General features: G+C 63.2%; 20 protein-coding genes. 10 read left to right on the top strand and 10 right to left on the bottom strand.

From position 1 onward, the window contains the following. Nucleotides 1-32 precede the first annotated feature (32 nt). From ISP20_RS16695 to ISP20_RS16715, 5 genes are all read right to left on the bottom strand, one after another. On the bottom strand, nt 33-995 hold the full coding sequence (locus ISP20_RS16695) for a glycosyltransferase family 2 protein (RefSeq protein ID WP_204637232.1): 963 nt from the start codon (nt 993-995) through the stop codon (nt 33-35). A 53-nt stretch (nt 996-1048) separates the two neighbouring features. Beyond that, the gene (locus tag ISP20_RS16700) at nt 1049-2599 is read right to left on the bottom strand and encodes a lipopolysaccharide biosynthesis protein (protein ID WP_204637233.1); all 1551 of its coding nucleotides are present in this window, start codon (nt 2597-2599) and stop codon (nt 1049-1051) included. 99 nt (nt 2600-2698) lie between these two features. Further along, nucleotides 2699-4135: an undecaprenyl-phosphate glucose phosphotransferase gene (locus ISP20_RS16705; protein ID WP_204637234.1), complete on the bottom strand. Its 1437-nt coding sequence runs from the start codon at nt 4133-4135 to the stop codon at nt 2699-2701. Nucleotides 4136-4282: 147 nt separating this feature from the next. Next, nucleotides 4283-6484 carry a polysaccharide biosynthesis tyrosine autokinase gene (locus tag ISP20_RS16710; RefSeq protein ID WP_204637235.1) on the bottom strand — a complete coding sequence of 734 codons (2202 nt, stop codon included), beginning with the start codon at nt 6482-6484 and terminating at the stop codon, nt 4283-4285. A 102-nt stretch (nt 6485-6586) separates the two neighbouring features. Next, nucleotides 6587-7036 carry a low molecular weight protein-tyrosine-phosphatase gene (locus ISP20_RS16715; protein ID WP_338031023.1) on the bottom strand — a complete coding sequence of 150 codons (450 nt, stop codon included), beginning with the start codon at nt 7034-7036 and terminating at the stop codon, nt 6587-6589. Nucleotides 7037-7622: 586 nt separating this feature from the next. Here ISP20_RS16715 and ISP20_RS16720 point away from each other — a divergent pair. From ISP20_RS16720 to ISP20_RS16735, 4 genes are all read left to right on the top strand, one after another. Then, nucleotides 7623-8627 (top strand): polysaccharide biosynthesis/export family protein, encoded by a 1005-nt coding sequence (locus tag ISP20_RS16720; RefSeq protein WP_338031024.1) that lies wholly within the window; start codon nt 7623-7625, stop codon nt 8625-8627. 62 nt (nt 8628-8689) lie between these two features. Further along, nucleotides 8690-9364 carry a YjbF family lipoprotein gene (locus ISP20_RS16725; protein ID WP_204637237.1) on the top strand — a complete coding sequence of 225 codons (675 nt, stop codon included), beginning with the start codon at nt 8690-8692 and terminating at the stop codon, nt 9362-9364. 71 nt (nt 9365-9435) lie between these two features. After that, entirely contained in the window at nt 9436-10149 is a 714-nt protein-coding gene (locus tag ISP20_RS16730) for a capsule biosynthesis GfcC family protein (protein WP_338031025.1), read from the top strand. A gap of 38 nt (nt 10150-10187) precedes the next feature. Continuing rightward, the gene (locus ISP20_RS16735) at nt 10188-12284 is read left to right on the top strand and encodes a YjbH domain-containing protein (protein WP_204637239.1); all 2097 of its coding nucleotides are present in this window, start codon (nt 10188-10190) and stop codon (nt 12282-12284) included. 35 nt (nt 12285-12319) lie between these two features. On the opposite strand, the gene ISP20_RS16740 is transcribed toward ISP20_RS16735, so the two are convergent. Further along, nucleotides 12320-12664, bottom strand: coding sequence for a Rieske (2Fe-2S) protein (locus ISP20_RS16740; protein WP_204637240.1), 345 nt, complete (start codon nt 12662-12664; stop codon nt 12320-12322). Between the two features lie 76 nt (nt 12665-12740). Here ISP20_RS16740 and ISP20_RS16745 point away from each other — a divergent pair, with 76 nt between their 5' ends. The 3 genes from ISP20_RS16745 (at nt 12741) to yedA (ending at nt 15091) form a co-directional block, all read left to right on the top strand. Beyond that, nucleotides 12741-13013, top strand: coding sequence for a hypothetical protein (locus ISP20_RS16745; protein ID WP_204637241.1), 273 nt, complete (start codon nt 12741-12743; stop codon nt 13011-13013). A gap of 158 nt (nt 13014-13171) precedes the next feature. Further along, nucleotides 13172-14050 (top strand): methylated-DNA--[protein]-cysteine S-methyltransferase, encoded by an 879-nt coding sequence (locus tag ISP20_RS16750; RefSeq protein WP_204637242.1) that lies wholly within the window; start codon nt 13172-13174, stop codon nt 14048-14050. A 126-nt stretch (nt 14051-14176) separates the two neighbouring features. Beyond that, nucleotides 14177-15091, top strand: a complete 915-nt coding sequence (gene yedA, locus ISP20_RS16755) for a drug/metabolite exporter YedA (RefSeq protein ID WP_204637243.1) — start codon at nt 14177-14179, stop codon at nt 15089-15091. A 71-nt stretch (nt 15092-15162) separates the two neighbouring features. On the opposite strand, the gene ISP20_RS16760 is transcribed toward yedA, so the two are convergent. From ISP20_RS16760 to ISP20_RS16775, 4 genes are all read right to left on the bottom strand, one after another. After that, nucleotides 15163-16482 carry an ABC transporter permease gene (locus ISP20_RS16760; RefSeq protein WP_204637244.1) on the bottom strand — a complete coding sequence of 440 codons (1320 nt, stop codon included), beginning with the start codon at nt 16480-16482 and terminating at the stop codon, nt 15163-15165. Between the two features lie 10 nt (nt 16483-16492). Beyond that, entirely contained in the window at nt 16493-17659 is a 1167-nt protein-coding gene (locus ISP20_RS16765) for an ABC transporter permease (RefSeq protein WP_204637245.1), read from the bottom strand. Between the two features lie 10 nt (nt 17660-17669). After that, nucleotides 17670-18356, bottom strand: a complete 687-nt coding sequence (locus tag ISP20_RS16770) for an ABC transporter ATP-binding protein (RefSeq protein WP_204637246.1) — start codon at nt 18354-18356, stop codon at nt 17670-17672. A gap of 73 nt (nt 18357-18429) precedes the next feature. Continuing rightward, the gene (locus tag ISP20_RS16775; protein WP_204637247.1) at nt 18430-19683 is read right to left on the bottom strand and encodes an efflux RND transporter periplasmic adaptor subunit; all 1254 of its coding nucleotides are present in this window, start codon (nt 19681-19683) and stop codon (nt 18430-18432) included. A gap of 227 nt (nt 19684-19910) precedes the next feature. Here ISP20_RS16775 and ISP20_RS16780 point away from each other — a divergent pair, with 227 nt between their 5' ends. The 3 genes from ISP20_RS16780 to ISP20_RS16790 all read left to right on the top strand — a co-directional run bounded on the left by ISP20_RS16780 (nt 19911) and on the right by ISP20_RS16790 (nt 22674). After that, a complete protein-coding gene (locus ISP20_RS16780) occupies nt 19911-20597 on the top strand; it encodes a fumarylacetoacetate hydrolase family protein (protein ID WP_204637248.1) in 687 nt (228 codons plus the stop codon). 79 nt (nt 20598-20676) lie between these two features. Beyond that, nucleotides 20677-21093, top strand: a complete 417-nt coding sequence (mscL, locus tag ISP20_RS16785; RefSeq protein ID WP_204637249.1) for a large-conductance mechanosensitive channel protein MscL — start codon at nt 20677-20679, stop codon at nt 21091-21093. Between the two features lie 141 nt (nt 21094-21234). Continuing rightward, nucleotides 21235-22674: a M20/M25/M40 family metallo-hydrolase gene (locus tag ISP20_RS16790; RefSeq protein WP_204637250.1), complete on the top strand. Its 1440-nt coding sequence runs from the start codon at nt 21235-21237 to the stop codon at nt 22672-22674. The last annotated feature ends 122 nt before the right edge of the window (nt 22675-22796 follow it).

The raw sequence follows: 22796 nt of genomic DNA on the forward strand, positions 1-22796 counted from the left end.
GGTCCTTTCACTCGAAGGGTGCGGCATCGTGTTCAACTTTCCGCCTCGGCCCGGGGCGAGGCCACGTCGCTGCTGGCGGTGCCTTCTGTTGCGGCAACATCGTCAACCTGCACCATGCCGACGAACGCACCGCTCCCTGTGCGAGGAAGTATCCGAGCGCTCTGCCGTGGAAGCATGGGGCCGAGCATCAGGCACATCAGCCGGATGAATGCGAGCTTGAGCGACGTGCGATCGAAGGTGGCCGTCGCCAGCAGAAGTTTTCCGCCTGCCTTGGCGATCTGTCTGAAGTAGACAGCGTACATACGATGTTGAACCAGCACACTGCCATTGCCCAGCGAATAGAAGAACGTCCTGTCCTCGGCCCGGCCATCACTAAGATCCAGCGGCGGATGGTCGATGAGAAGCGCCGCGACCCTCTGGCCGCGAAAGCCCGCCTGCACGAGACGGCAGCCATAGTCGAGGCCTTCGCTGGAACCGTGGACGCATGAGATCCCCAATGTGGGATCGAAGCCAACCTTTGCAAACGCTTCGCGTCTGACGACCAGCCCGGGCTCCCACATGTTGCCTATGAGGCCTGCATCGACGAGCTTTACATCCGCGCTTACACCCTGCCCCGCCATGACGGCGCCCGATGAGCTGATGTTGCACGTCAGGAAGTCGAGCTTGCGCAGGTCGAGCTCGTTCGCAGCGCGAACGAAGAAATCGTCGCCGACAGGAAAGGTATCGTCGTCAAGGAAACAGATGATGTCTCCGCTGGCCCGGGAGGCGCCGATGTTTCGCGCTTCCGAGGATCCGCAGAATGGCACGCCGATCACCGTCACTCCGTCGAAAAAAGGCACCTGGCGTCGATCGAAGCCTTTCCAGACCAGCACGATCTGCAGCGTGATATCTCTCTGCCGCTGCAAATTGGCGATGACTTGCTGGAGGCGCTTTTCGCGTCCCGCGTTTTCAAAGCTGCAGATCACTGCGGTGAAGCATAATTTCGTCTTATTCATGCATATCCACCAAAGCCACGAGGCTCAACGGAGTCGACGGAAGACGGTCCATTTCAGGCAATCGCCTTTTCGCGCCGGGCGCGGCCAAGCAATTGACGAAGGAAGCCATTCATCCAGGCTCGTTCATCCCGCGCCAGCGCCAGGAAGTATGTGGATGTGAGGTAGACGCATTCCATGCATGCCAACGACAGCAACATTCCCCAGAAGCCTTCAGGGCGAAGCAGGCCTGACATCGTCGCACCCGATAGCGCCGTTGCCGCAATGGGCAGCATGGCCTTTCCATAGACGTTTGCCGCAAAGGCCGCGGGCCTCAAGCCGGCGAGCCGAAGCGCGAACCGCAACTTGAGAAGACCGGCCGCCAGCTCCACCCCAACATAGCTGATGAGTATGGTGTAGTACGGCGCACCCAGCCGGAGCATGACGTAGGCAATGGGAAGATTAAGCAGAAGAATGCCCCCCACTTCGATTTCATATCGCTTGATGTCGCCGGTGGCCTGGACCGCCGACTGCAGCCCCGTCGTGGACTGATTGATCATCAGGCCGACCAGCAGCAGGTTGCAGAACATGGCTGTTTCCACGGGCGCATGCCCAAGCCATAGCCGCAGCAGGGACGGCATCTCGAACATGAGTGGCACTGCCACCGCGCCGAGCAGAAGCAAACCGAATTTGCTCGCCCGGACGGACAGATCGAGCATCCGGTCCCGATCGCGCCCACCTTCGCTCTTCATGATCTGCGGGTTGATGGCGCGCATCATCATGCTCGAGAACATGTTCATCTGACCGGTCACTTGATTGGCAACGCCATAAGCGGCGTTCATGGCCGGACCAAAGAACACGTTCAGGATCACGGCAAGGCCCTGCACACGCCCAAGATGCGAAAGCGTGCCAAAGAGATTCCAGCCCGCGAACGACCCGATCTCCTTGAGGTCTTGTGTAGTCGGTCGTAGCACGCTGCGAAACACACACTCTGGATACTTGCGTATCGCGTGAACAAGGCACTGGCCATTGGTGATGAATGCGACGGCGGCCATGCCGCAAGCGTAGACTTTCAGGTGATCCGCTTCGAACCACAGGATCGAGAACGCCGCCACCAGCTTGAGCAGGATCTCCGTTATTCCGACAGTGAGGATGGTCATCATGTCCTCATGTGCGTTGATGCTCGCCGTAAAAGGCACGACGACGATGGTCGAGAAAACGGCCAGAGACATGCAGACAAACGCAAAGCGGGCCGCCTCCATTCGCGCCACGGGTATGTGCAGGACGTGCTGCACGACGACACCCGAGAACGCCAGCAAAAGCAGCACCACGGCGACGGCCAGAAGCAGATGCAGACATATGCTCGCGGCAAAGACGCGCTGCTGAGCCGGCAAATCGTCACGGCCCTGATGGAACGAAAGAAATCGTTGCGTGGCCGAGGTCATCGCGGCATTCAGAAACGACAGCAACACGACGACACCGGCAACGACGGAGAAGATGCCGAAATCCACCACCCCCAACGAGCGCAACAGAACGCGCGTCGCCACTATCTGAACGCCGATGTTTAGCACGGTACGCAGATAGAGGAGCGCGGTATTGGTCGCTACTCGATGGGAAGATTGTGACACGCGTTTCTCTCACTGTCGGGGCGAGCCGGGTATGGATCGCCCCTGTCTTACGGGGCTTTGGAAGGGGAGCGGTCGCGAGATGCGCACGCAAGGCCCACCTCAGTACGCGCCCTTGCCGATCAAAACGGCCAGCGGCGTGCGGATCAGGATCAGCAGATCGAGCCAGACCGACCACGTCTTGATGTATTGGATGTCGCATTCGACGCGCTGGCTCATCTTTTCCAGCGTTTCGGTCTCGCCGCGAAAGCCCTTGACCTGCGCCAAGCCCGTGATCCCTGGCTTCACGCCGTTTCGTTGCATGTAGCCGTTGAGGCGCTCGCCGAATTGCCTGTTGTGTTCGATGGCGTGCGGCCGCGGGCCGACAACGGACATGTCGCCCTTGAGCACGTTGAAGAGCTGGGGCAGCTCATCCAGGCTCGATGAGCGGAGGAACCGGCCAAATCGCGTCACGCGCTGGTCGGTGCGCGTTGCCTGGGTCACCGTACCCGACTGTTCGTCATGCACGCGCATGGAGCGAAACTTCCAGACGTCGAATTCCTTGCCGCCCAACCCATGCCTCTTCTGGCGATAGATCACCGGCCCCGGCGAGCTAAGTTTCACGCCTACCGCCAGCAATAGCATCAGCGGCGCGAGCAGGACCAGCAGCACGCTGGCGACCAAACGGTCTTCGATCGCCTTGGCTACGCCCGCGTGACCTTCCACCCGGCTCCCACGAAGGGTAATGACGGGTACGCCGCCCAGCAGGGTCGCGTGATGATTGATGAGTTCATAGCCGAAGAAATCGGGAACCAATCGCACGGTGACCGGAACATCCAGCGTTTGCCGAAGAACTTGCTTGATGACGTTCTCCGCACGCATCGGCAATGCAATCCAAACCTGATCCAACTCAGGCGTGCGGCATTGTTCGGCGAATTCTTCCATGCTACCGAGACAAGGTATGTCGACGATATCCACCTGGTCAGCAGGCGTACTGATGTAACCCACGACTTCCAGACCCATCCAGGCATTCTTTCGGGCCGCCGAGACGATGCGTTGGCCTGCCTGCGTTCCGCCGACAAGCAGGACACGGCGTACGTCTACGCCACGAGCACGGATGCTCCCGAGCACCCGGCGCAAGATCAGCCGCTCGAGGGTAAGCATGAGGCCGGCGGCAACAAACCATGCACCCGATGCGATGCGCGAATGGGTTTCCGTGGTCTTCAGCGCCCAGGCCGTCACGAGCAGAACGACGATGACGGCAGTCCAGGCGCCCCACAGGCGGCCAATCTCCAGCAGGCGGCGTTCGCCTCGCCAGCCGCGATAGATCCCTACTGCGGGAAAGATCACCAGTGCGAGCAGCACCGTCTGGATCAGGCCGTAGGAGTAGCGCACGCTTACTTCGAAATGGCCGAGCTCAATCCGGTGGATCGCGAGTGCAGCCATGATGATCGTCAGCACATCGCCGATGCGCAGGGCGATGTCCAAGACTGCAGCGTGCTTCGAGAGAAACTGCGACTCTGCCCGCCTCAGCTGCGGAAAGCCTGGAATGGAAAACATCACCACGCTCCGTCCATGTAACTGTTCACGTCAATCGCACAAGCCAGGGCGGGTTGCTCGACCCGTCCCGGCCTCGCGGCCAGCGTCGGCCAACCGAACATCGGTTGGCGCAGCCTTGTGTCTAAAGTGCCCCTCACCGGACGTCGCTCAGCCTGGACTGCTTCGATACTCGTAGTAGCCATACGAGTAGTAACCGGTACTACGACGTTCGACGGCATTGAAAACCGCGCCCTTGATCTGCACGCCGTTCTGCTCGAAGCGCTGCTTGGCCAGTGCGATCTCGCGCGCCTGGTTAAGACCGAAACGGATCACCAGCAGGCTGGTGCCGACGTGATGGCCCATGATCGCGGCGTCGGTGACCGCCAGGATCGGCGGTGTATCGATGATCACCAGGTCATACTGCGGCTTGATCGCCTCGAGCAGATCGGCGAAGCGGGCGTGCATCAGAAGTTCCGAGGGGTTCGGCGGCGCCTTGCCACGTGCCATGAAGTACAAGCCTTGGACATCCGGCACCTGACGCACGGCCTCTTCGACCGAGATCCGGCCGGCGATCAATTCCGAGAGGCCCCGGTCGGGGCGTCCGCCGACGGCGGTGTGCAGTGCGCCTTTACGGAGGTCGCCATCGATGAGCAGCACCCGCATGCCACCCTTGGCAATCACAGCGGCCAGATTGGAGGCAACGAACGTCTTGCCTGCTCCCGGGCTCGCGCCGGAGATCATCAGGACATTGTTCTTCGCCTCGATGCGCGCGAAGTGGAGGCTGGTGCGCAAACTGCGCAACGCCTCGACGGCCAGGTCGGCTGGCGCATTGACCGCGAGCAGCCGCTGGGTAAGGTCGGCGTGTGAACGCCGGCCATGCAGGAAGCTTTGCTTCTCCGCCACGCTGTTCGGAATCGATGCATACACGGCCAGGCCAAGCTGCTCGATGGCAGACGGGTCTTCCACACCGCGCCTGAGCATCTGCCGCAGCAGTACGAAGCCCACCGCCAGGAAGGCACCGAGAAATATGCTGCCAAGCACCAGCAGCGCCTTCTTTGGCTTGGCCGGCTTTGACACATCCACGGCTGCAGGATCGATCACGCGGACATTGCCCACGGTGCCAGCGCGTGCGATGTCGAGCTGTTGCGCCTGATTAAGCAGGCCGGTGTAGGTGGCATTGAGCACCTCGACGTCACGCGTCAGTCGCAACAGTTCCTGCTGCGTATCGGGCAAGCCGCCGACCTGTTTGTCGATGCCGCCCTTTTGCGCCTGAAGCTGGCCGATCTGCTCCAACAAGGCTTTGTACGCCGGGTGCGCCGCCGTGAACCGGCGCTCCATGTCGGCCTGCTGCATGCGCAACTGCTGGATGCTCGTCTCGATGGCCACGGCCTGGTCGAGCAGACCCTTGGTCTGAAGCGTGATGTCGACCGAACGTGCCTTGGTTTGAAAGGCATTGAGAGCGCTTTGCGCCTTATCGAGATCCAGCCGGATGCGCGGCAGTTGCTCGCGAACGAAGGCAAGGCTGCTGGCGGCTTCCGCCGAATTGCGGTCGACGTTCTGCTTTACGTACGCCTGGGTGACATGGTCGAGCAGCCGCACGGCCAGGTCGGGGTTCTCGTGTTCGTACGACAGTTGAATGATGCCCGATTCCTTGCCCTGCTCCGCAGCGTTGATGTCTATCTGCAATCGGTTGATGACGGCCAGGGCCGTGTGGTGAACCACTTTGAAATGCGTGCCAGGATTGGCCCGAAGCTCGCGCACCTGGATGGAGATGCCATGGCCGCTGGCGAGATGGCCCACCCCGCCGGTCAGCATCACCTCGCCGTCGAAGTAGAGCGAATAGCCGCCTTGCTCGCCCGCAACGAGCAAGAGTTCCTTCTCCTCCAGCGAAGCCGGCACCTTCATCTGGAAGATATCAAGCTTGGATCCACCCCAGTCGTATCTGCTCATGCCGATTGGCGGAGACGCTTCATCCATACTCGAGGCCGCAACGAAATGACGTGCAAGCCAGGCACCGAAGATCGGTAAGTGATAGGGCGCCGCTTCAATCTGCAGGCCAAGCTCGTCCACCGCTTTGCCGATGACCGAGCGCGAGGTGATGAGAGCGATCTCGGTGGTCGACTCTGAGCTCGAAGCACCGAGCGTCTGGGTGATCGCACTCAGACCCGGCAGACTTGGCACCTTTTGTTCCACCTGCACCAGCGCGTCGGCCTGGTAGATCGGCGTGCCGAGCACGGCATAGCCGACACCAAGCATGAGGAACATGCTGGTGACGATGCCTATAAGCCACTTGTGATCGACCAACGTTCCAAGCAGCTCCCGCAAGTCGACTGCATCGTCTTGCGGCGTGGTGGTTTCCGGTACAGCCATGCTCGGTAATCCAGGATCTACTGCGGTAATTGGTTCGTGCTTCGCTTCAAAAATCCGTTCAGCTCACCCATCAGCGCTCATCGCCTGCTGCGGGCAGACAGATCAGCGCGCCTGTAGGTGCGGTATCCAGCTTTCTACGGCTCGATCGATACGCTGATACACGTACTCGAAGGCTTCGCGCCCCAGGCGATAGGGATCGGGGATGTCGCCACGCTGCTCCCAGCGATCCAGCAACATCATCTTGCCGCTGGCTTCGGGCGCCATACGCATCAGACTCGCAACGTGCCCCTGCTCCATCGCCAGCACCAGGCCGGCATCCCGCAACATCGACGATGTAACTTGCCGCGCGCGGTGCCCTTCGCCTTCGATGCCGTTTTCGCCAAGAATTTCCAGCGCCAACGGGTCCATGCGTTTGCCCACCAACGCGCCGAGACCGGCGCTTTGGACAGACGTGCCCTCGAAGGAGAGGCGGTGACGGAACATGTATTCGGCCGTGGGGCTACGGCAGATATTTCCGACACAGACGATCAAGATCCGCTTGAACACAGCCACCAACTATTCGAGTAGCGCAACGATATTGGGAGGTAACTCAGATAACGGCCGATGAGTCTGCGCCCTAGTCCGCTTCGTCACCATCGGACGAATCCGAAAAGCAGCGCCGATCGATGAACATGAACGCAACGTCGCATGCTCCAAACCGATCGCATGACGTGTGTTTTTTTACCGCATCGATGCACGATGCTTGAAGATCAAAGTGGCCTTCTAATGCCTTTTTCAAGCAGCCCAACGAGATAGGCGACGCTTCAATAAGCGCTTGCTTCGCTCCCGAAACTTGCTATCCACGGGAGCCATTTCAGACCAGCTTCGGCTACGACTTCTCTTATTCAATTCATCAGAGAAATTGTGTCTACTTCACCTGGTTCTTCACCGGCCTTCGGGATCCATCCAAGAAGTCGTGTGTCGCTGCGCCAATAGCACCGTCAAGCAGCCATGCCGCTGAAGCGGGCACGCGCCAACCCCCTATTCGATACGCGACACACTCATGAATCTACGTTCTGCCGCGGCGCTCGCCGTCTCTATCTTGCTTCTGCAAGGCTGCGCTTTGGCACCGGGCCAGTACCTTTCCACGAGCAGCTCAGTGGGCCGCGACGACGAATACAGTCGTGTCGACATCGTGCCGATCACACCCAAAATGCTGGCGATGGACAAAGCTGCGAAGTCGGCAGCGATCAATGCGCCGGAACTGTTCGCCTATACGCCGGAACCCTATCGCATTGGTGCCGGCGATACGCTCTACATCACCGTATGGGATCACGCTGAACTGACCTCGCCCGCCGGCTCTCAACAACAGACGCTTGCCAATGGCCGTCTGGTTCGTTCGGACGGCACGCTGTTCTACCCCTATGTGGGCGAATTGCAGGTGTCCGGCATGACCATCGAAGAGCTGCGCAAGGCGATCAGCAACAAGCTGGCCAAGTACGTGGAAGATCCGCAGGTCGATGTCAGCGTGATCGGTTACGGCAGCCAGCGGATCACCGTGCTGGGAGCGTTCGTCAAAACCGAACCGCAGCCGATCACCGCCATTCCCACCACGCTGGCTCAAGCCCTTGGCATAGCCATCATCAATACCGAGCAGGCGGATCTCTCCGGTCTGGTGCTTTCGCGCGATGGTCGTGATTACCCCATCGATCTCGACGCGTTGAACACCAGCAAGTCGATCGCGCGCGACATTTACCTCAAGCCGGGCGATCGCCTGTTCCTGCCGTACAACGATCGCCACGAGGCCTATGTCATCGGCGAGGTGAATCGCCCGATGACGCTCACCTTCAAGACGACCGATGTGACGCTTACTCAGGCGCTTGGCCGAGCTGGCGGCCTCAATCCAACCACCTCCAACGGCAACGCGGTTTACGTCATCCGCGGCATCGCGGATCTGGAGAATGTCAGAGGCACGATCTATCAGCTGAACGCGCGATCGCCTGAAGCCTTCGTTCTCGCCGACCAGTTCAAGGTGAAGCCGGGCGATGTGGTGTTCGTGGGCCCCGCGGGCGTGACTCGCTGGAACCGCTTCTTGTCGCAGCTGCTGCCGATGACGGGCATCATCAGCAACGCGGCAAGCGCAACATACAATCTCGACCGCTGATGTTACGGCAAGCCTGTCAGGGCGGACGAGGCGGGTTGGCGCTTGGGGGGCGATCCAGCGCCATGCGCTGGCGTTGGCCTGCACTGCTGCTCGCCGGTTGCGCGGCGACCGGCTCCCTTCTCGTTGGCTGCAGCAGCCTTTCGTATTCCACCATCGACACCGTGCGCCTCGCCTGGCGAGGCTCGGCCAAGCTGGCGCCCACGGCCGAGCAAGTGCAAGCGAAGCCTTATTTTCAGCTGCAGGCGATTACCGCTCGTGGCAACGCCATTCTGATCCTGGGCAATGTCGTGGGTAGCCGCCAGTACTGGTATGGGGCGGACGGCGTTGCTTTGGTGTTGGAGCACGGTCGCGTGGTGCAAACCATGGGATTGCCACAGAACCTCGACCGCAGCCGGATCGATCACGGCGACGATCCCTTTGCACGTGGGTTGCAAAAGCTCACGGCGCCGACGGCTTACGAGCGCACCGATGACTGGTCTCCCGGCTATCGCTATGGCGTGCCAGTGCACGCCGAACTGAAGCTATCCGGCGAGAACCGCGTCGACATTCTTGGTGTCTCGCGCCATGTGGTACTGGTTACCGAAGCGGTCTCGACGAGCGCTTCCCGCAACCGCGCCAACAACCGCTACTGGGTGGATCCGTCCGATGGTTTCATCTGGGTAAGCGAGCAGGAAGTCATGCCTGGCGTGGGCATCAAGCTTGTGCAATTGCGTCCCTATCGCGGTGATGAGCCTTGAAGCGCCGCCACTCTCATCGGGTTGCTTTTGCGTTGATGACGGCAGGGTTATCGACGCTTGCCGCGCACGCCGTGGACGTCCAGATCAGCGGCGCCGTGACTCTACCCGGCATCAAGCAGCTCGCCGGGCATGCCCGCCTCAGCGATGCCGCGTTGGCCAGTCCGCTGCGCGAGGATGCCTACCCGCTCGGTGCGTCCTGGCAACGCACATCGCTACGCGTCGAACAATCTCGCCTCAAGGCTGGACTCATGTTCGAGCTGGACAGCGCGCAGCGACAATCGCAGCGCGACCACTTTCCCGCGTTGGCCGACACCATTGCATCACTACGCGATTGGCTGGCACCGATGCCGGTGACGGGCCGGCAAGTGGCCTTGCTCGATCCTCGCTCGGTAGAAGTGAACGCCGCCGAGAACTGGCCTGTTGCCGATGGCGACGCGGTGCATTATCCGCGGCGCCCCAGCACCATCCGCGTGGTCGGCGCCGTGGTACGGACCTGTACGTTGCCGCTTATTACCTTGCAGGACGCACGCAACTATCTGGACACCTGCAAGCCGTCGCCGCTGGCCGATGGCGATTGGATCTTCGTCATCCAGCCCGATGGGCGCATCGCAAGACAGGGCATGGGGCTGTGGAATCGTGGCTTGGCGATGCCACTGGCGCCCGGCGCGGTGATCTTTGTACCGCTGCGCGAGACGGGGCGACACGCCGTGTCGCCGGATCTCAATCGCGAGCTGGCGGCGTTTCTGGCTACGCAGCCGATCGGCGTGGAAGAGGACTCTCGATAATGCGCAAATGGACAGGACGTCCTGCTGGACTGGCCAGCATGCGGCTTCGCCAACGTCACGGCTGCCTGTGGTTGGCTGGTGGCCTGCTTGCAAGCGTGGCGCATGCCGACAACGCACCCACACAAAGCGACTTTGGTGGTGTCGGCCTGTGGCAGACACCGACGGCGCGCATGGCGGAGGAAGGCGAGGCCGCACTGACCGCCAGTCATGTCGAGCCATATGACCGCTATAACGTGTCGCTCCAGCCGCTGCCCTGGCTGGAGGCCATCTTCCGCTACACCGCGGTGAGCAACCGTCTTTACGGCCCGGAGGCATTGAGCGGCGGCCAGAGCTACAAAGACAAGTCGATCGACGTGAAGCTGCGCCTGTGGACGGAGAGTCGCTACCTGCCTGATCTCAGCATCGGCGCACGCGATATCGGCGGCACCGGCCTGTTCGCCGGTGAGTATGTGGTCATGAGCAAGCGCTTCGGCCCGTTCGATGCAAGCCTGGGCATGGGCTGGGGTTATGTAGGCGGGCGTGGCGACATCAAGAATCCGCTATCGATCATCAGCCACACGTTCGACGTGCGCCCCGCCAGTCATGAGGGCGCGGGCAAATTTTCCGGCAATCGCTATTTTCGCGGTCCGACAGCGCTGTTTGGCGGCATCGACTACCAGACACCGTGGGATTGGTTGGTGCTGAAAGCCGAATACGACGGCAACGATTATCGGCACGAGCCACAGCACAACAACCAGCAGCAACGCTCGCCGATCAACGTCGGCGCAGTGTTTCGCCCGAATCGCAATATGGATCTTAGCGTCGCGCTTGAACGGGGCGATACGGTGATGTTCGGCCTTACGTTGCACACCAACCTGGCCCAGAACACAGGGCCGGCGAAGCTGCTCGATCCTGCACCGCCCAAACGCAGCGCTGCACCGGCATCGCCAGAACAAGTGGACTGGGCCGAGGTGGCACGCGCACTGCGCGACAACGCCGGCATCCAGGTGTCGAGCATCACGCGCCGCGGCAGCGAAGTGATCGTAAAGGGTGAGCAGGAAGACTACTTCTACAGCGCCAAGGGCGTAGGTCGGGCCGCACGCGTGCTCGACAACGCACTGGGCCCGGGCGTCGACTGGTTTACCGTCGTTGCGCAACAGGAAGGCCTCGCTACCACCGAGACCAGCGTGAATCGCCAGCGTTTCGCGCAGTTGCTGGATCACGACATCACGCTGAGCGAGTTCCGCCAGAGCGTGGAGCAGAACGCCCCGACGCCACGCCATGAAGAGCTGCTCTATCGTGCGCCGGTCAAACGCGTGGAGCAATCGTTCGCGCTGACCTACCAGCAGAACCTCGGCGGTCCGGACGCGTTCCTGCTGTATCAGATCGCCGCCACCTACAACATCGATTTCCACTTCACCCGGAACCTCTGGTGGAGTGCGGTGGTGTCGGCCGACCTGATCGACAACTACGACAAGTTCAAATACGACGCGCCCAGCGACTTGCCGCGCGTGCGCACCGATGTGCGCAAGTACATCACCAGTTCCACCGTCACCCTGCCGATCTTCCAGTTCACCGGCACGCGGCAGCTGGGCCAGGATCTCTATGGCATGGCCTATGCCGGCATGCTCGAAAGCATGTTCGGCGGCGTGGGCGGCGAAGTGCTCTATCGACCGTTTGGCGAGCGCTGGGCGATCGGTTCGAACATCAACTGGGTGAAGCAGCGCGGTTACGACCAGGACTTCAGCTTCCGCAGCTACAAGGTGGTGACCGGTCACGTCACCGGCTATTTCGACCTGGGCTACAAGGATGTGCTGGTGGCGATCAGCGCGGGCCGCTACCTGGCCGGCGACTGGGGCGCCACGCTCGATGTGTCGCGTGAATTTCGCAACGGCGTGCGCATGGGGGCTTACGCCACCAAGACGAATGTGTCGGCAGAACAGTTCGGCGAAGGCAGCTTCGACAAGGGCATCTACCTGTCGATTCCGTTCGACCTGATGCTGCCCCGCTCCACCCGGGCGAGCGCATCCTTCGTGTGGGATCCGCTGATCCGCGATGGCGGTGCCATGTTGAGCCGGCGCTACTCGCTCTACTCGCTCACCAGCGATCGCGACCTGGACAACTTCAACAGCAATCTCGACAAGATCGCCGAGTGAAGGCAAGGCCCGGTTTGGCCGGGCCAACGAGACGTTCAGTCGTCCAGCCAGACGTCGCCCTCGGTCACGCGCACTTCCACCCGGCGCAGGTGTTCGCCCCGGCAAGGGCCACCCACGCACAGGCCGTCGACATCCTGGAACGAGGCGCCGTGCGCCGCACAGACCAGCAGGCCGTCCTTCAGCAGGAACTTGCCCGGCGCCCAGTCCAGCCGGCGCCCTGCGTGCGGGCAGATATTGAGATAGGCGTGCACCGCGTCGTCACGACGCAGCACGATCACGCTTTCTTCGCCGTCGCGCAGCACGGCATCAACGGCAATGGCGCCGCCGTCGGGGATATCGTCCAGCCGGCAAAGCGCCTGGTCGGGTGTCACTGGATCCATCGGCACTTGCCTCTCCGGCCCTAAGGCCCCATCGTTACGCACGTAAGTCGTTGATTTTACCACACGGATTTTTAACATGCGCTTCTCACTGCCCATGCCGCGTCGTTCCCGCCACCCCTTGGTCCGCGCCCTGTCGCTGCTGCTGGGGCTCGCTGTGGTGGGCATCTTGATGGTGTTCGGCCTGGTGGTGGCCGGTGTGCTGCTGATCGGCGGGACACTGGTGTTTGCACTGCGCCATTGGTCGCGCAAGCGCGGCAGCGTATCGCCTGCGCCTCGCCGTGGCCACCAGCCCGAGGTCATCGAGGGCGAATATGTGGTGTTGCACCGGACACATCACGTCGCCCGCTGACGTCCCGGCCTGCGGGCCGCCGCGCCACATTCCGAAGTGTTGTCATGACCCGGCGATGACCGGGTCATTGCGTTGAGCGCCGTGCAGAGCAAGATCCGGATGGCTGGCACCCGCTGCCGGCACTAGGCTGGACCCATCGGTGCTTCGGATGAACGACCATGACTGCCCGCCACGCCAACGGAAAAACCCTCGAACAGGTCCGCCTGCTGCTGGAACGCGCCGACGAGGCGCCCACCCTGCTGGCGCTGGCGGAGGCTTCCGGTCTTAGCCCCAGTCACCTGCAACGCGCCTTCCGGCGCCGTTACGGCATGAGTCCGGCCGAGTATCACCGCGCACGCCGTTTCGGCCAGCTCAAGAGCGCCCTGCGCCAGGGCGCTGCCGTCTCCGATGCGGTGTACGGCGCGGGTTTCGGCTCCGGTAGCCGGGTTTACGAACACAGCGACCGTTTGCTCGGCATGACCCCCGCGAGCTACCGGGCGGGTGGTGCCGGCGCGGACATTCGCTACACCACCACCGATACGCCGCTGGGCCGGCTGCTGGTGGCAACCACCTCGCGCGGCATCTGCTCGGTGACGCTGGGCGATACCGATGCGGAGCTGGAAAAGCGCCTCGCCGATGAATTTCCGCAGGCCTCGCACGAACGCGTGGATGCCGGCCGCGAAGAGTGGCTCGATGCGGTGATCGCCCGCATCGCCAGCGAACTGGGCTGGAGCGATGCGGATGCGCCGGATCTGCCGCCGCTCGACGTGGCCGCCACCGCGTTTCAGTGGCGCGTGTGGAACGCGCTCACGCGGATTCCGTCGGGCACCACCAAGAGCTACGGCGAGCTGGCCGCGGAACTGGGCATGCCCAAGGGCGCCCGCGCCATCGGCAATGCCTGCGGCAACAATCGCCTGGCCTTGATCGTGCCCTGCCACCGCATCGTGCGCGAAGACGGTTCGCTCGGCGGTTGGCGCTGGGGCGTGGAGCGCAAGCGCGAACTGCTTGCCAGCGAACGGCGCGACGACCACCGGCAGGGACAGCGCTCCGCCGCGTGACTTGAGCGCCGCTCAAGGCTGCCTTGCGGAAGCCTCGCTTCCGACCCGTCGGCGCCCGGACTATGGTTGAGCTGCGTATAAACTATGGGCGACATACACCCCGCCATGTCCCCCGCGTAGCCCGATATGACCGACACGACGACTCCTTCAGCCGCCCCCGTGGTTCATGCGCCCGTTGCCGACACGCGCCTGCTGGTGCCGTTGGCCTTGTTTGCGCTGTACATCATCTGGGGCTCGACCTACCTGGGCATCCATTACGCGCTGGAGAGCTACCCGCCCTTCCTGCTTGCGGGCATTCGTTTCCTCGGCGCGGGTGTCGCACTGTTCGCCTTCCTGCGTTTGCGCGGTGTGGCGATGCCCACGGCAATCCAATGGCGCAATGCCGGCATCACCGGTTTCTTGCTGCTGGGCGTTGGCAACGGGTTGGTGTGTTTTGCGGAGCAGCGCGTGAGCTCGGGTATCGCCGCCGTCGCGGTGGCGAGCATGCCGCTGTTCGCCGCGGTGTTTGCCGGCGTATACGGCGAATGGCCCTCGCGTCGCGAAACCGTCGGTCTGGTGATCGGTTTCGTGGGTGTGGTCGTGCTGAACCTCGGTGCCGGCCTCTCCGGTTCGCGACTGGGTGCCATCGCGCTGCTGGTCGCCGCCATGAGCTGGGCGTTCGGCGCCACCTGGAGCCGGCGTCAGGACATGCCGGCGGGCCCCATGAATACGGCGGCGCAAATGCTGTGCGCCAGCGTGGCCTTGCTGATCGTCGGTTTCGCCCAGGGCGAACAGCTGCCGGCCCATCCCACCACGCGCGCCACGCTGGCGCTGGTGTACCTGGCCGTGTTCGGATCGATCATCGCCTTCAGCGCGTTCCTGTATGTGCTAAAGCACGCGCGCCCCGCCCTGGCCACCAGCTATGCGTATGTGAATCCGCCGGTGGCCGTGCTGTTCGGTGTCCTGCTGGTCGGCGAAAGCGTGGGGCCGTACGACCTCCTCGGCATGGCCATCATCCTGGTGGGCGTGGGTGCCATCACGCTGGCCCGTCAGCGCCGCTGACGACCGTCGTGGCTTGGCGAAGAAAAAGGGCGCGCCATTCGACGCGCCCTTTTTTTGTTTCCACGTGAACCTCAGAGTTCGCGCAATGCCGTCGTCACCGGCAGACGCGCAGCACGCATCGCCGGGAAGATGCCACCGATGAAGCCGATGGCCAGCGCCCACTTGAGACCAGTCCACAGCAACGCCGGCGACACGCGCAATTCGAAACTCAGCTTGCCCACGGTGCCCGCGGCAAGCGTGGATGCGCTGTAGCCGTTGAAGATCAGCCACGCCAGCAGGCCGCCCAGCAGACCGCCGATCAGCGCCAACAACATCGTTTCGAGCATCACAGCGACCACCACCGGAAAGCCGCGAAAGCCGATCGCACGCAAGGTGGCGATCTCGCGTGCACGCGCGGCCACCGCGGCAAACATGGTGTTGAGCGCGCCGAACATGGCGCCGATCGCCATGATCAGGCCCACCGCGATGCCCACCGCCCTGATCACCTTGGTCATGCCCTCGGACTGCTTGCTGAAATAGGCGATCGTGGTGCTCACATCGACCTTCAGCTGCGGATTGCTTTCCAGCTCGGCCTTGAACTTGTCGTAGGCCTTGGGATCGGCCAGGCGCACCGTCACCGAGGCACGGCTGCTGCCGCGACGATACGTATCGGCCACCACGCTGGCGTCGCCCCACACTTCCGAATCCATCGCATCGCCGGAAGAGAACACGCCGACCACGGTCCACTGCTGGTTGCCCAGCTTCACCGTATGCCCGGGCGTGAGGCCTTCGAACTGCTTGGCCGCCCCCTTGCCCACGATCAGCTCGCGCATGCCGGGCTTGAAGTTGCGTCCGTCGATCACTTTCACGTTCGGCCGCACCGCCCACGCCTGCTCGCCGACACCACGCAGTTGCACGCTGCCTTCGTCGTCCGCGGTGCTGCCCTTCAGCGGAAGATTCGCTGCCACCACCAGTTCCGGCGACGCGATGGGCTCGCCCTTGGCGTCCTTGGCGATGCCGGCGGCCTGCGGGATCAGCGTCACGCTGTCGTGGTCGAGCACGGACATCACCTCCGCCGCGGACGAGCCGCGCATCACGATGACGGTATCGTCGCTGCCGGTCTTGCGCAGTGTCTCCGAGTAGCCTTCGCCCATCGCCAGCAAGGCCACCAGCACGCCGACCACGCCAGCGATGCCGATCACGATCACCGCCGAGGAACCAAGGCGTTGCTTCAGCGTGCTGATGCCAACGCTTGCTACCGAAGCCGCACGGCGCCCGCTACGAGTGAACGCCATCCACGCTGCAAACAGCAGCGCCAGCACGATCACGCCCTGCCACGGCAGCATGATCCAGGCCACGAGCACTGCGGCAATCAGCAGGAGCAGGCCAAGATTGATCAGGAAATTCTTCATGTGGCTCTCCTTAGCGGCCGGCCAGCGCGTCGACGATGTTCAGTCGCATCGCTCGCACCGCCGGCAGTGCACCCACCAGCAGACCGATGGCAACCATCAGCACCAGGCCCAGGATCCAGCTGCTGGTGCCCACGCTGGGCAGGTTGAGCATGCCGCCACTGCCGGCGCTCACGAGGGGAATGATCAGCGACGCCAACCCAAGCCCAATCACACCGCCCAGCAACAGCAGCAGCACCGATTCGGCCAGCACGATGCCGAGCACCGCATGGCTGGAAAAGCCGATCGTCTTGAGCACGGCCAACTCGCTGGTGCGTTCGCGTACCGCCTGCATCATCGTGTTGCCCGACAGCAGCAACAACGTGAAGAACACCGCGCCCATGATCGAACCCACGATCAGGCCGATATCGGCGAGCTGCTTCATCCAGCTGGCGGTGGCCGCCTGTTCGGTCTGCGTGCGCGTCTCGTGATCGGAATTGGCCGAGATCGCGTCGATGGCCTTGGCCACGCGGTCGGCCTGGTTCACGTCGTTCACACGCGTGACATACCAACCCACGGTGCCTTGATTGAAGGGCGTGGTTTCGTCGAAATACTTCCAATGCAACAACAGCATCTGGTCGAAGAAGCCGCCGCTCTTCTTGTCCTTCGAATGCAGGATGCCGACGATGTCGAAGGTCCAGTTCTTGCTGCCCTTGCGATCCGGGAAGATGGTCGACTGCAGCGGAATCTTGTCGCCCACTTTCCAGTTGAAGCGCTTGGCCAGTTTTTCGCCCACCAGGATGCCGGTGCGCGTATCGTCAAACGCCTTGCGCTCGGCCGCGCTCACTTCGATCTCGGGATACAGATCGATGTAGTTCGGTTCCACCGCGAAGCTGAAGACCTGGTTGTGCGGGTCCTGGTAGGCACCACCAAACCAGTTCGCGTAGGTCACCATCTTCACGCCCGGCACCTGCGCGATCTGCTGTTCCAGCGATTGCGGCAGCGTCTGGATGAAGGAGAGTTTCGAGCCGGTCTGCAGGCGTTGCGCACCGTTGGCGCTCTGCCCCGCCTGGTCGAATGACGTGCGCACCGCATCGAGCATGCCGAACAGCAGAAACGCAGCAATGATCGAGACGAGCGTGAGGACGGTGCGGGCCTTGCGCCGGAACAGCGCCGCCCAGATGAGATGGAGATATTTCATCGTCGCATCCTCACGCCAGCGCCTGTTCGACCAGGGTGCCCTTGTCCAGATGCAGCGTGTGATTGGCGTACTCGGCGGCCTTGGGATCGTGGGTGACCATCACGATGGTCTTGCCGTGCTCGCGATTGAGCACACGCAGCAGGCCCAGCACTTCCTCGGCCGACTGGCGATCCAGGTCACCGGTGGGCTCGTCGCACACCAGCAAGGTGGGGTCGGAGACGATGGCTCGCGCAATCGCCACACGCTGCTGCTGGCCGCCGGAAAGCTCGCTCGGCTTGTGCGAGGCACGGTCGCCAAGGCCCACCAGTTGCAACGCAATGGAGGCGTTCTTGCGGCGCTGTGCCGCGGAAAGCTTGGTCAGCAGCAGCGGCAGCTCGACGTTCCTCTGCGCCGACAGCATCGGCATCAGGTTGTAGAACTGGAACACGAAGCCCACGTGCGCCGCGCGCCACTTCGCCAGTTGCCCGCCGCCCAGTTGATCCAGGCGCTGGCCGGCGACGGTGATGCTGCCGCCAGTGGGCGTATCCAGTCCGCCGATCAGGTTGAGCAAGGTGGTCTTGCCCGAACCGGAGGGGCCCATCAGCGCGAGGAAGTCGCCCTCGGCAATGTCGAGGTCGATGTGGTGCAACACTTCCACCTTCTGCTTGCCGCGCTCGTACACCTTGGAGAGGTCGCGGGTTTCGATCAATGTGCTCATTGCATGTGCTCCTGATGCGAATAGCCAGGCATCGCGGTTGGCGATGCACCCGATCACGCGTTGACGAGGCGGATCACTCTGCGGCTTTTGCCGCCAGCTTGACCCGGTCGCCGTCCTTCAATGCCGCTGGCGGGGACACCACTACGGTGTCGCCCACTTGCACGCCCGTCGGCAGCAGGCTCTGGTCGCCGATCTTCGAGGCGGCCGGCGATACACTGCGCTGCTGCACGATGTCGCTGCTGACGATGAACACCACGCCGTGGCCGTCGCGCTGTGCGATCGCCGTGGTCGGCACCAGCGCGCCCTGCGGTGCCTGCGTCTGTGCCTGTGCCTGGTCCTGCTTCTGCTCGAGGAAGGACACGCGCACGCCCATGTCGGGCACGATGCGTGCGTCTTTCTTCTCCAGCGCCACGCGCACTTTCACCGTGGCCTTGCCGCGATCGGCGGCAGGAACAATGGCGATGACGTGGGCGGGAATTTTCCAGTCGGGGTAGGCGTCCAACACGGCCTCGGCGGGCATGCTCGGCTTCACGCGGCCGATATAGGCCTCGTTGACGTCCACGTCCACTTCCAGCGAATCCATGTCCACTACCGTGCCCACGCCGGTGCGGGTGAAACCGCCGCCCGCGGAGAACGGCGAGACGATTTCGCCCACCTGCGCGTCCTTGGTGGTGATCACGCCGTCGAACGGCGCGCGGATCACGCAGTAGTCGAAGTTCACCCTCGCCACCACGACCTGTGCATCGGCCGAGGCCGCGCTGCGCTGCTGCGACAGCAGCTGGGCGCGTGTGCTGTCGACCAGCGTACGCGATTGCTCGGCGAGCTGTTTGGAGACCAGGCCCTTCGCCGCGAGCTCTTCGTTGCGCACGGCATCGCGCTGGTTCTGCGCCAGTTGCGCCTGGAACTGCGCGACCAGGGCGTGCGAAGCGGCGGCCGTGGTACGGGCCGCATCGAGTGCCGCCTTGTACTGCGAGTCGTCCAGCCGCGCCACCACCTGGCCCTCCTTCACGTGGTCACCCTCTTCGATCAGCACATCGGTCAGCGTGCCGGTGATCTGTGCCGACACGGTGGCCTGCCGCCGCGCCGTCACGTAACCGGTGGCCTGCAGCACCGCACCGGCCGCCGCATTGGCCACCGGCGACTGCGCCTGGGCCGTCTGCACTTCGATGGCGCGCCGGCCCATCACGAACCAGCCCGCCAGCGCGATCAACACCAGCACGAGCAGCACGCCGCCGACGATCCACGGCCAACGGCCCGGCCCCTGGCCATGCTCCTCGCGCAGATGTTTCTCGATGCGCAGTTCCTTCAACAGATCCGCATTCGCCACACGCTCTCCCTGCCGGTCACTGCCGGTTCCGTGATGCGATACACATTGCTGGAGCGGGCCCGCCGACTCCAGAAGCCCTCATCAGCCAAACGCGGTGACAGCTGTCACCTGGCCGACATCGATCGAGGGCAGAGAACCGGCCCGGTTGTACTCGCATGCCGGTTGCTAAAAAAGCTGACGTGACAGCAGACTGGCGCTCGCAAGCGGGAGTGGTAACCTTCCCGGCCATGTCATACGCCATCACGCCCCCTGCCGTTCCTAGCCTGCCGATCATCGGCAGCGACCAACGTTTCCCGCTGCGCCGGATCTTCTGCATCGGCCGCAACTACGCCGAGCACGCCCGCGAAATGGGTTCGACGGTGGACAAGGACACGCCGCTGTTCTTCTGCAAGCCGGCCGATGCCGTGGTCACCGACGGCGCCGACGTGATCTATCCGCAGGCCACCCACGACCTGCACCACGAAGTGGAAATGGTGGTGGCGCTGGGCGCGGGCGGACGCGACCTTTCCGCCCAGCAGGCCGGTGCGCTGATCTGGGGCTACGGCGTGGGCCTGGACCTGACCCGCCGCGACCTGCAGGCCGTCGCCAAGGCCAAGAGCCATCCGTGGGATGTGGCCAAGGGCTTCGACCATTCCGCACCGGTGTCGGCGCTGCGTCCGGCCGGCGAGGTATCGCTCGATGCCGATACCGCGCTCACCCTCACGGTGAACGGCCAGCCGCGCCAGCAAGGCCGCCTGGGCGAGATGGTGCACGGCGTGAACGAGATCATCGCGCTGCTCTCCACGCTGTTCGAGTTGAAGGCCGGCGACCTGATCTTTACCGGCACGCCGGCCGGTGTTTCAGCCATGCAACGCGGCGACCGCTTTCATGCGGAACTGGCCGGCGTGGCCACGCTCGAAGGCACCGTCGTCTGAACTTGCGAAGGCGGCTGCATGCCGCCTGCACATCGCGCTGCGTTAGAGTGTCGAGGCCATCCAGCCCAGGGAGAGAAGCATGAGCATGCTCAAAGAGTTCAAAGAATTCGCCATGCGCGGCAATGTGATCGACCTCGCGGTCGGTGTGGTGATCGGCGGCGCGTTCGGCAAGATCGTCAGCTCACTGGTGGACCAGATCATCATGCCGCCGATCGGCATGCTCACCGGCGGTGTCGATTTCTCGCAGATGAAATGGGTGCTCAAGCCGGCCGACACTACCGATCCGGCACACAAAATCGCCGAAGTGGCTATTGGCTATGGCACCTTCATCAATACCCTGATCCAGTTCCTCATCATCGCGTTTGCGATCTTCCTGGTGGTCAAGGCGATCAACCGCCTCACCCGCCGCGAAGAGGCCGCGCCTGCGCCGCCGCCGGCCGATGTGGTGCTGCTGACGGAGATCCGCGACCTGCTCAAGGCGCGGAACCCGAAGTAAGCAGCTAGGAACGTTGCGCGAAAGAGGCGCTGCGGCGCCTTTTTTGTTTTTGCTGTTTTTGACCCCCGCAGCATGACTTCTGGCCTAAGCAGCCACGAGCACGCGGGCCATAATCGAAGTTTCCGCCCAAGGAACGTCCCCATGCGTCAACTGCCGCTTACCCTGCTCGCCGCCAGCCTGATGTTCGCCATCGGCTCGGCCCATGCAGCCACCCAGACCACGGTTCCCGCCGCAGCCGTAAAGACGGCCGAACAGCTGCGCGACAAGGCGATGAACGACAACACGGCGTACCAGATCGTCGAGTCGCTGACCACCGAAGTGGGTCCGCGCATTGCCGGCGGTCCGGCGGACCTGCGCGGCCGCGAGTGGGCCATTGCCAAGTTCAAGGCACTGGGTTTCGACAAGGTCTATACCGAGCAGGTGACCTATCCGCTGTGGGAACGCCGCAGCGAGCACGCCGCCATCGTGGCGCCGTTCCCGCAGCCGCTGGACTTGATTGCGCTGGGCTATTCGGCCGGCACGCCCAAGGGCGGCCTCACCGCCGAGGTGGTGCGCTTCGACAGCCTCGATGCGTTGAAGAAGGCCGATCCGGCCAGCGTGAAGGGCAAGATCGTCTACGTCGATGCGCACATGCAGCGCCACAAGGACGGCGCCGACTACGCCATCGGTTCGGGCGTGCGCGTGGGCGGCCCGGTGATCGCCGCCAAGATGGGCGCCGCCGCCTTCCTGCTGCGTTCGGCCGGCACCGATGCCAACAGCCGCACGCCGCACACCGGCGTTACCGGCTTCACCGATCCGAAGGACGCCATTCCCGCCGCCGCACTCTCCAACCCCGATGCCGATCAGCTCACGCGCATCCTCGGCTTCGGCAAGCCGGTCAGCGTCAAGCTGGACCTGGACGTCGGCTTCAACGGCAGCTACACCGGCGCCAACGTGATCGGCGAAGTGACCGGCAAGAAGCATCCGGACCAGGTCGTGGTCATTGGCGGCCATCTCGACTCGTGGGATCCGGGCACCGGCGCGATCGACGACGGCGCCGGCGTGGCGATCGCCATGGCGGCCGGCAAGCTGATCCACGACATGCCGCAGCGCCCTGACCGCACCATCCGCGTGATCGCCTTCGCCAACGAAGAGATGGGCCTGTGGGGTGGCCGCGCGTACGCTGACAAGCACGCCTCCGACGTGGCGAAGTTCCAGCTCGGCACCGAATCCGATTTCGGCGCGCGCAAGATCTGGCTGATGACGGCCAGCGTGAAGCCGGAGTCGCGCGGCGCCATCGAGCAGATCGCCAAGGTGCTTGCACCGATCGGCGTGGACTATGACGCGAGCAAGCCGGGCGGCGGCGGTTCCGACCTGTCGCAGATGCACGGCAAGGGCATGGCCGCGCTCTCGCTGGTGCAGGACGGTACCGACTACTTCGACTACCACCACACCGCCAACGACACGCTCGACAAGATCGACCCGAAGGAACTGGCGCAGAACGTCGCCGTCTATGCCGCGTTCTCGTACATGGCCGCCCAGGCCGACGGCAACTTCGGTTCGGCGCCGGGTGCGTTCAAGGGAGATGGCGCGGAGGAGTGATCGTTCCGCGCATGCGAACGAAAAAGGGCGGCCCATGGCCGCCCTTTTTTATTTGGTGAGTCTCACCTGTGGGAGCGCACTTGTGCGCGACAAGCCAACGAAGCGGCATCGACAAGGCGCCG

The organism is Dyella kyungheensis, from assembly GCF_016905005.1.
In the GTDB taxonomy this organism is placed as follows: domain Bacteria; phylum Pseudomonadota; class Gammaproteobacteria; order Xanthomonadales; family Rhodanobacteraceae; genus Dyella; species Dyella kyungheensis.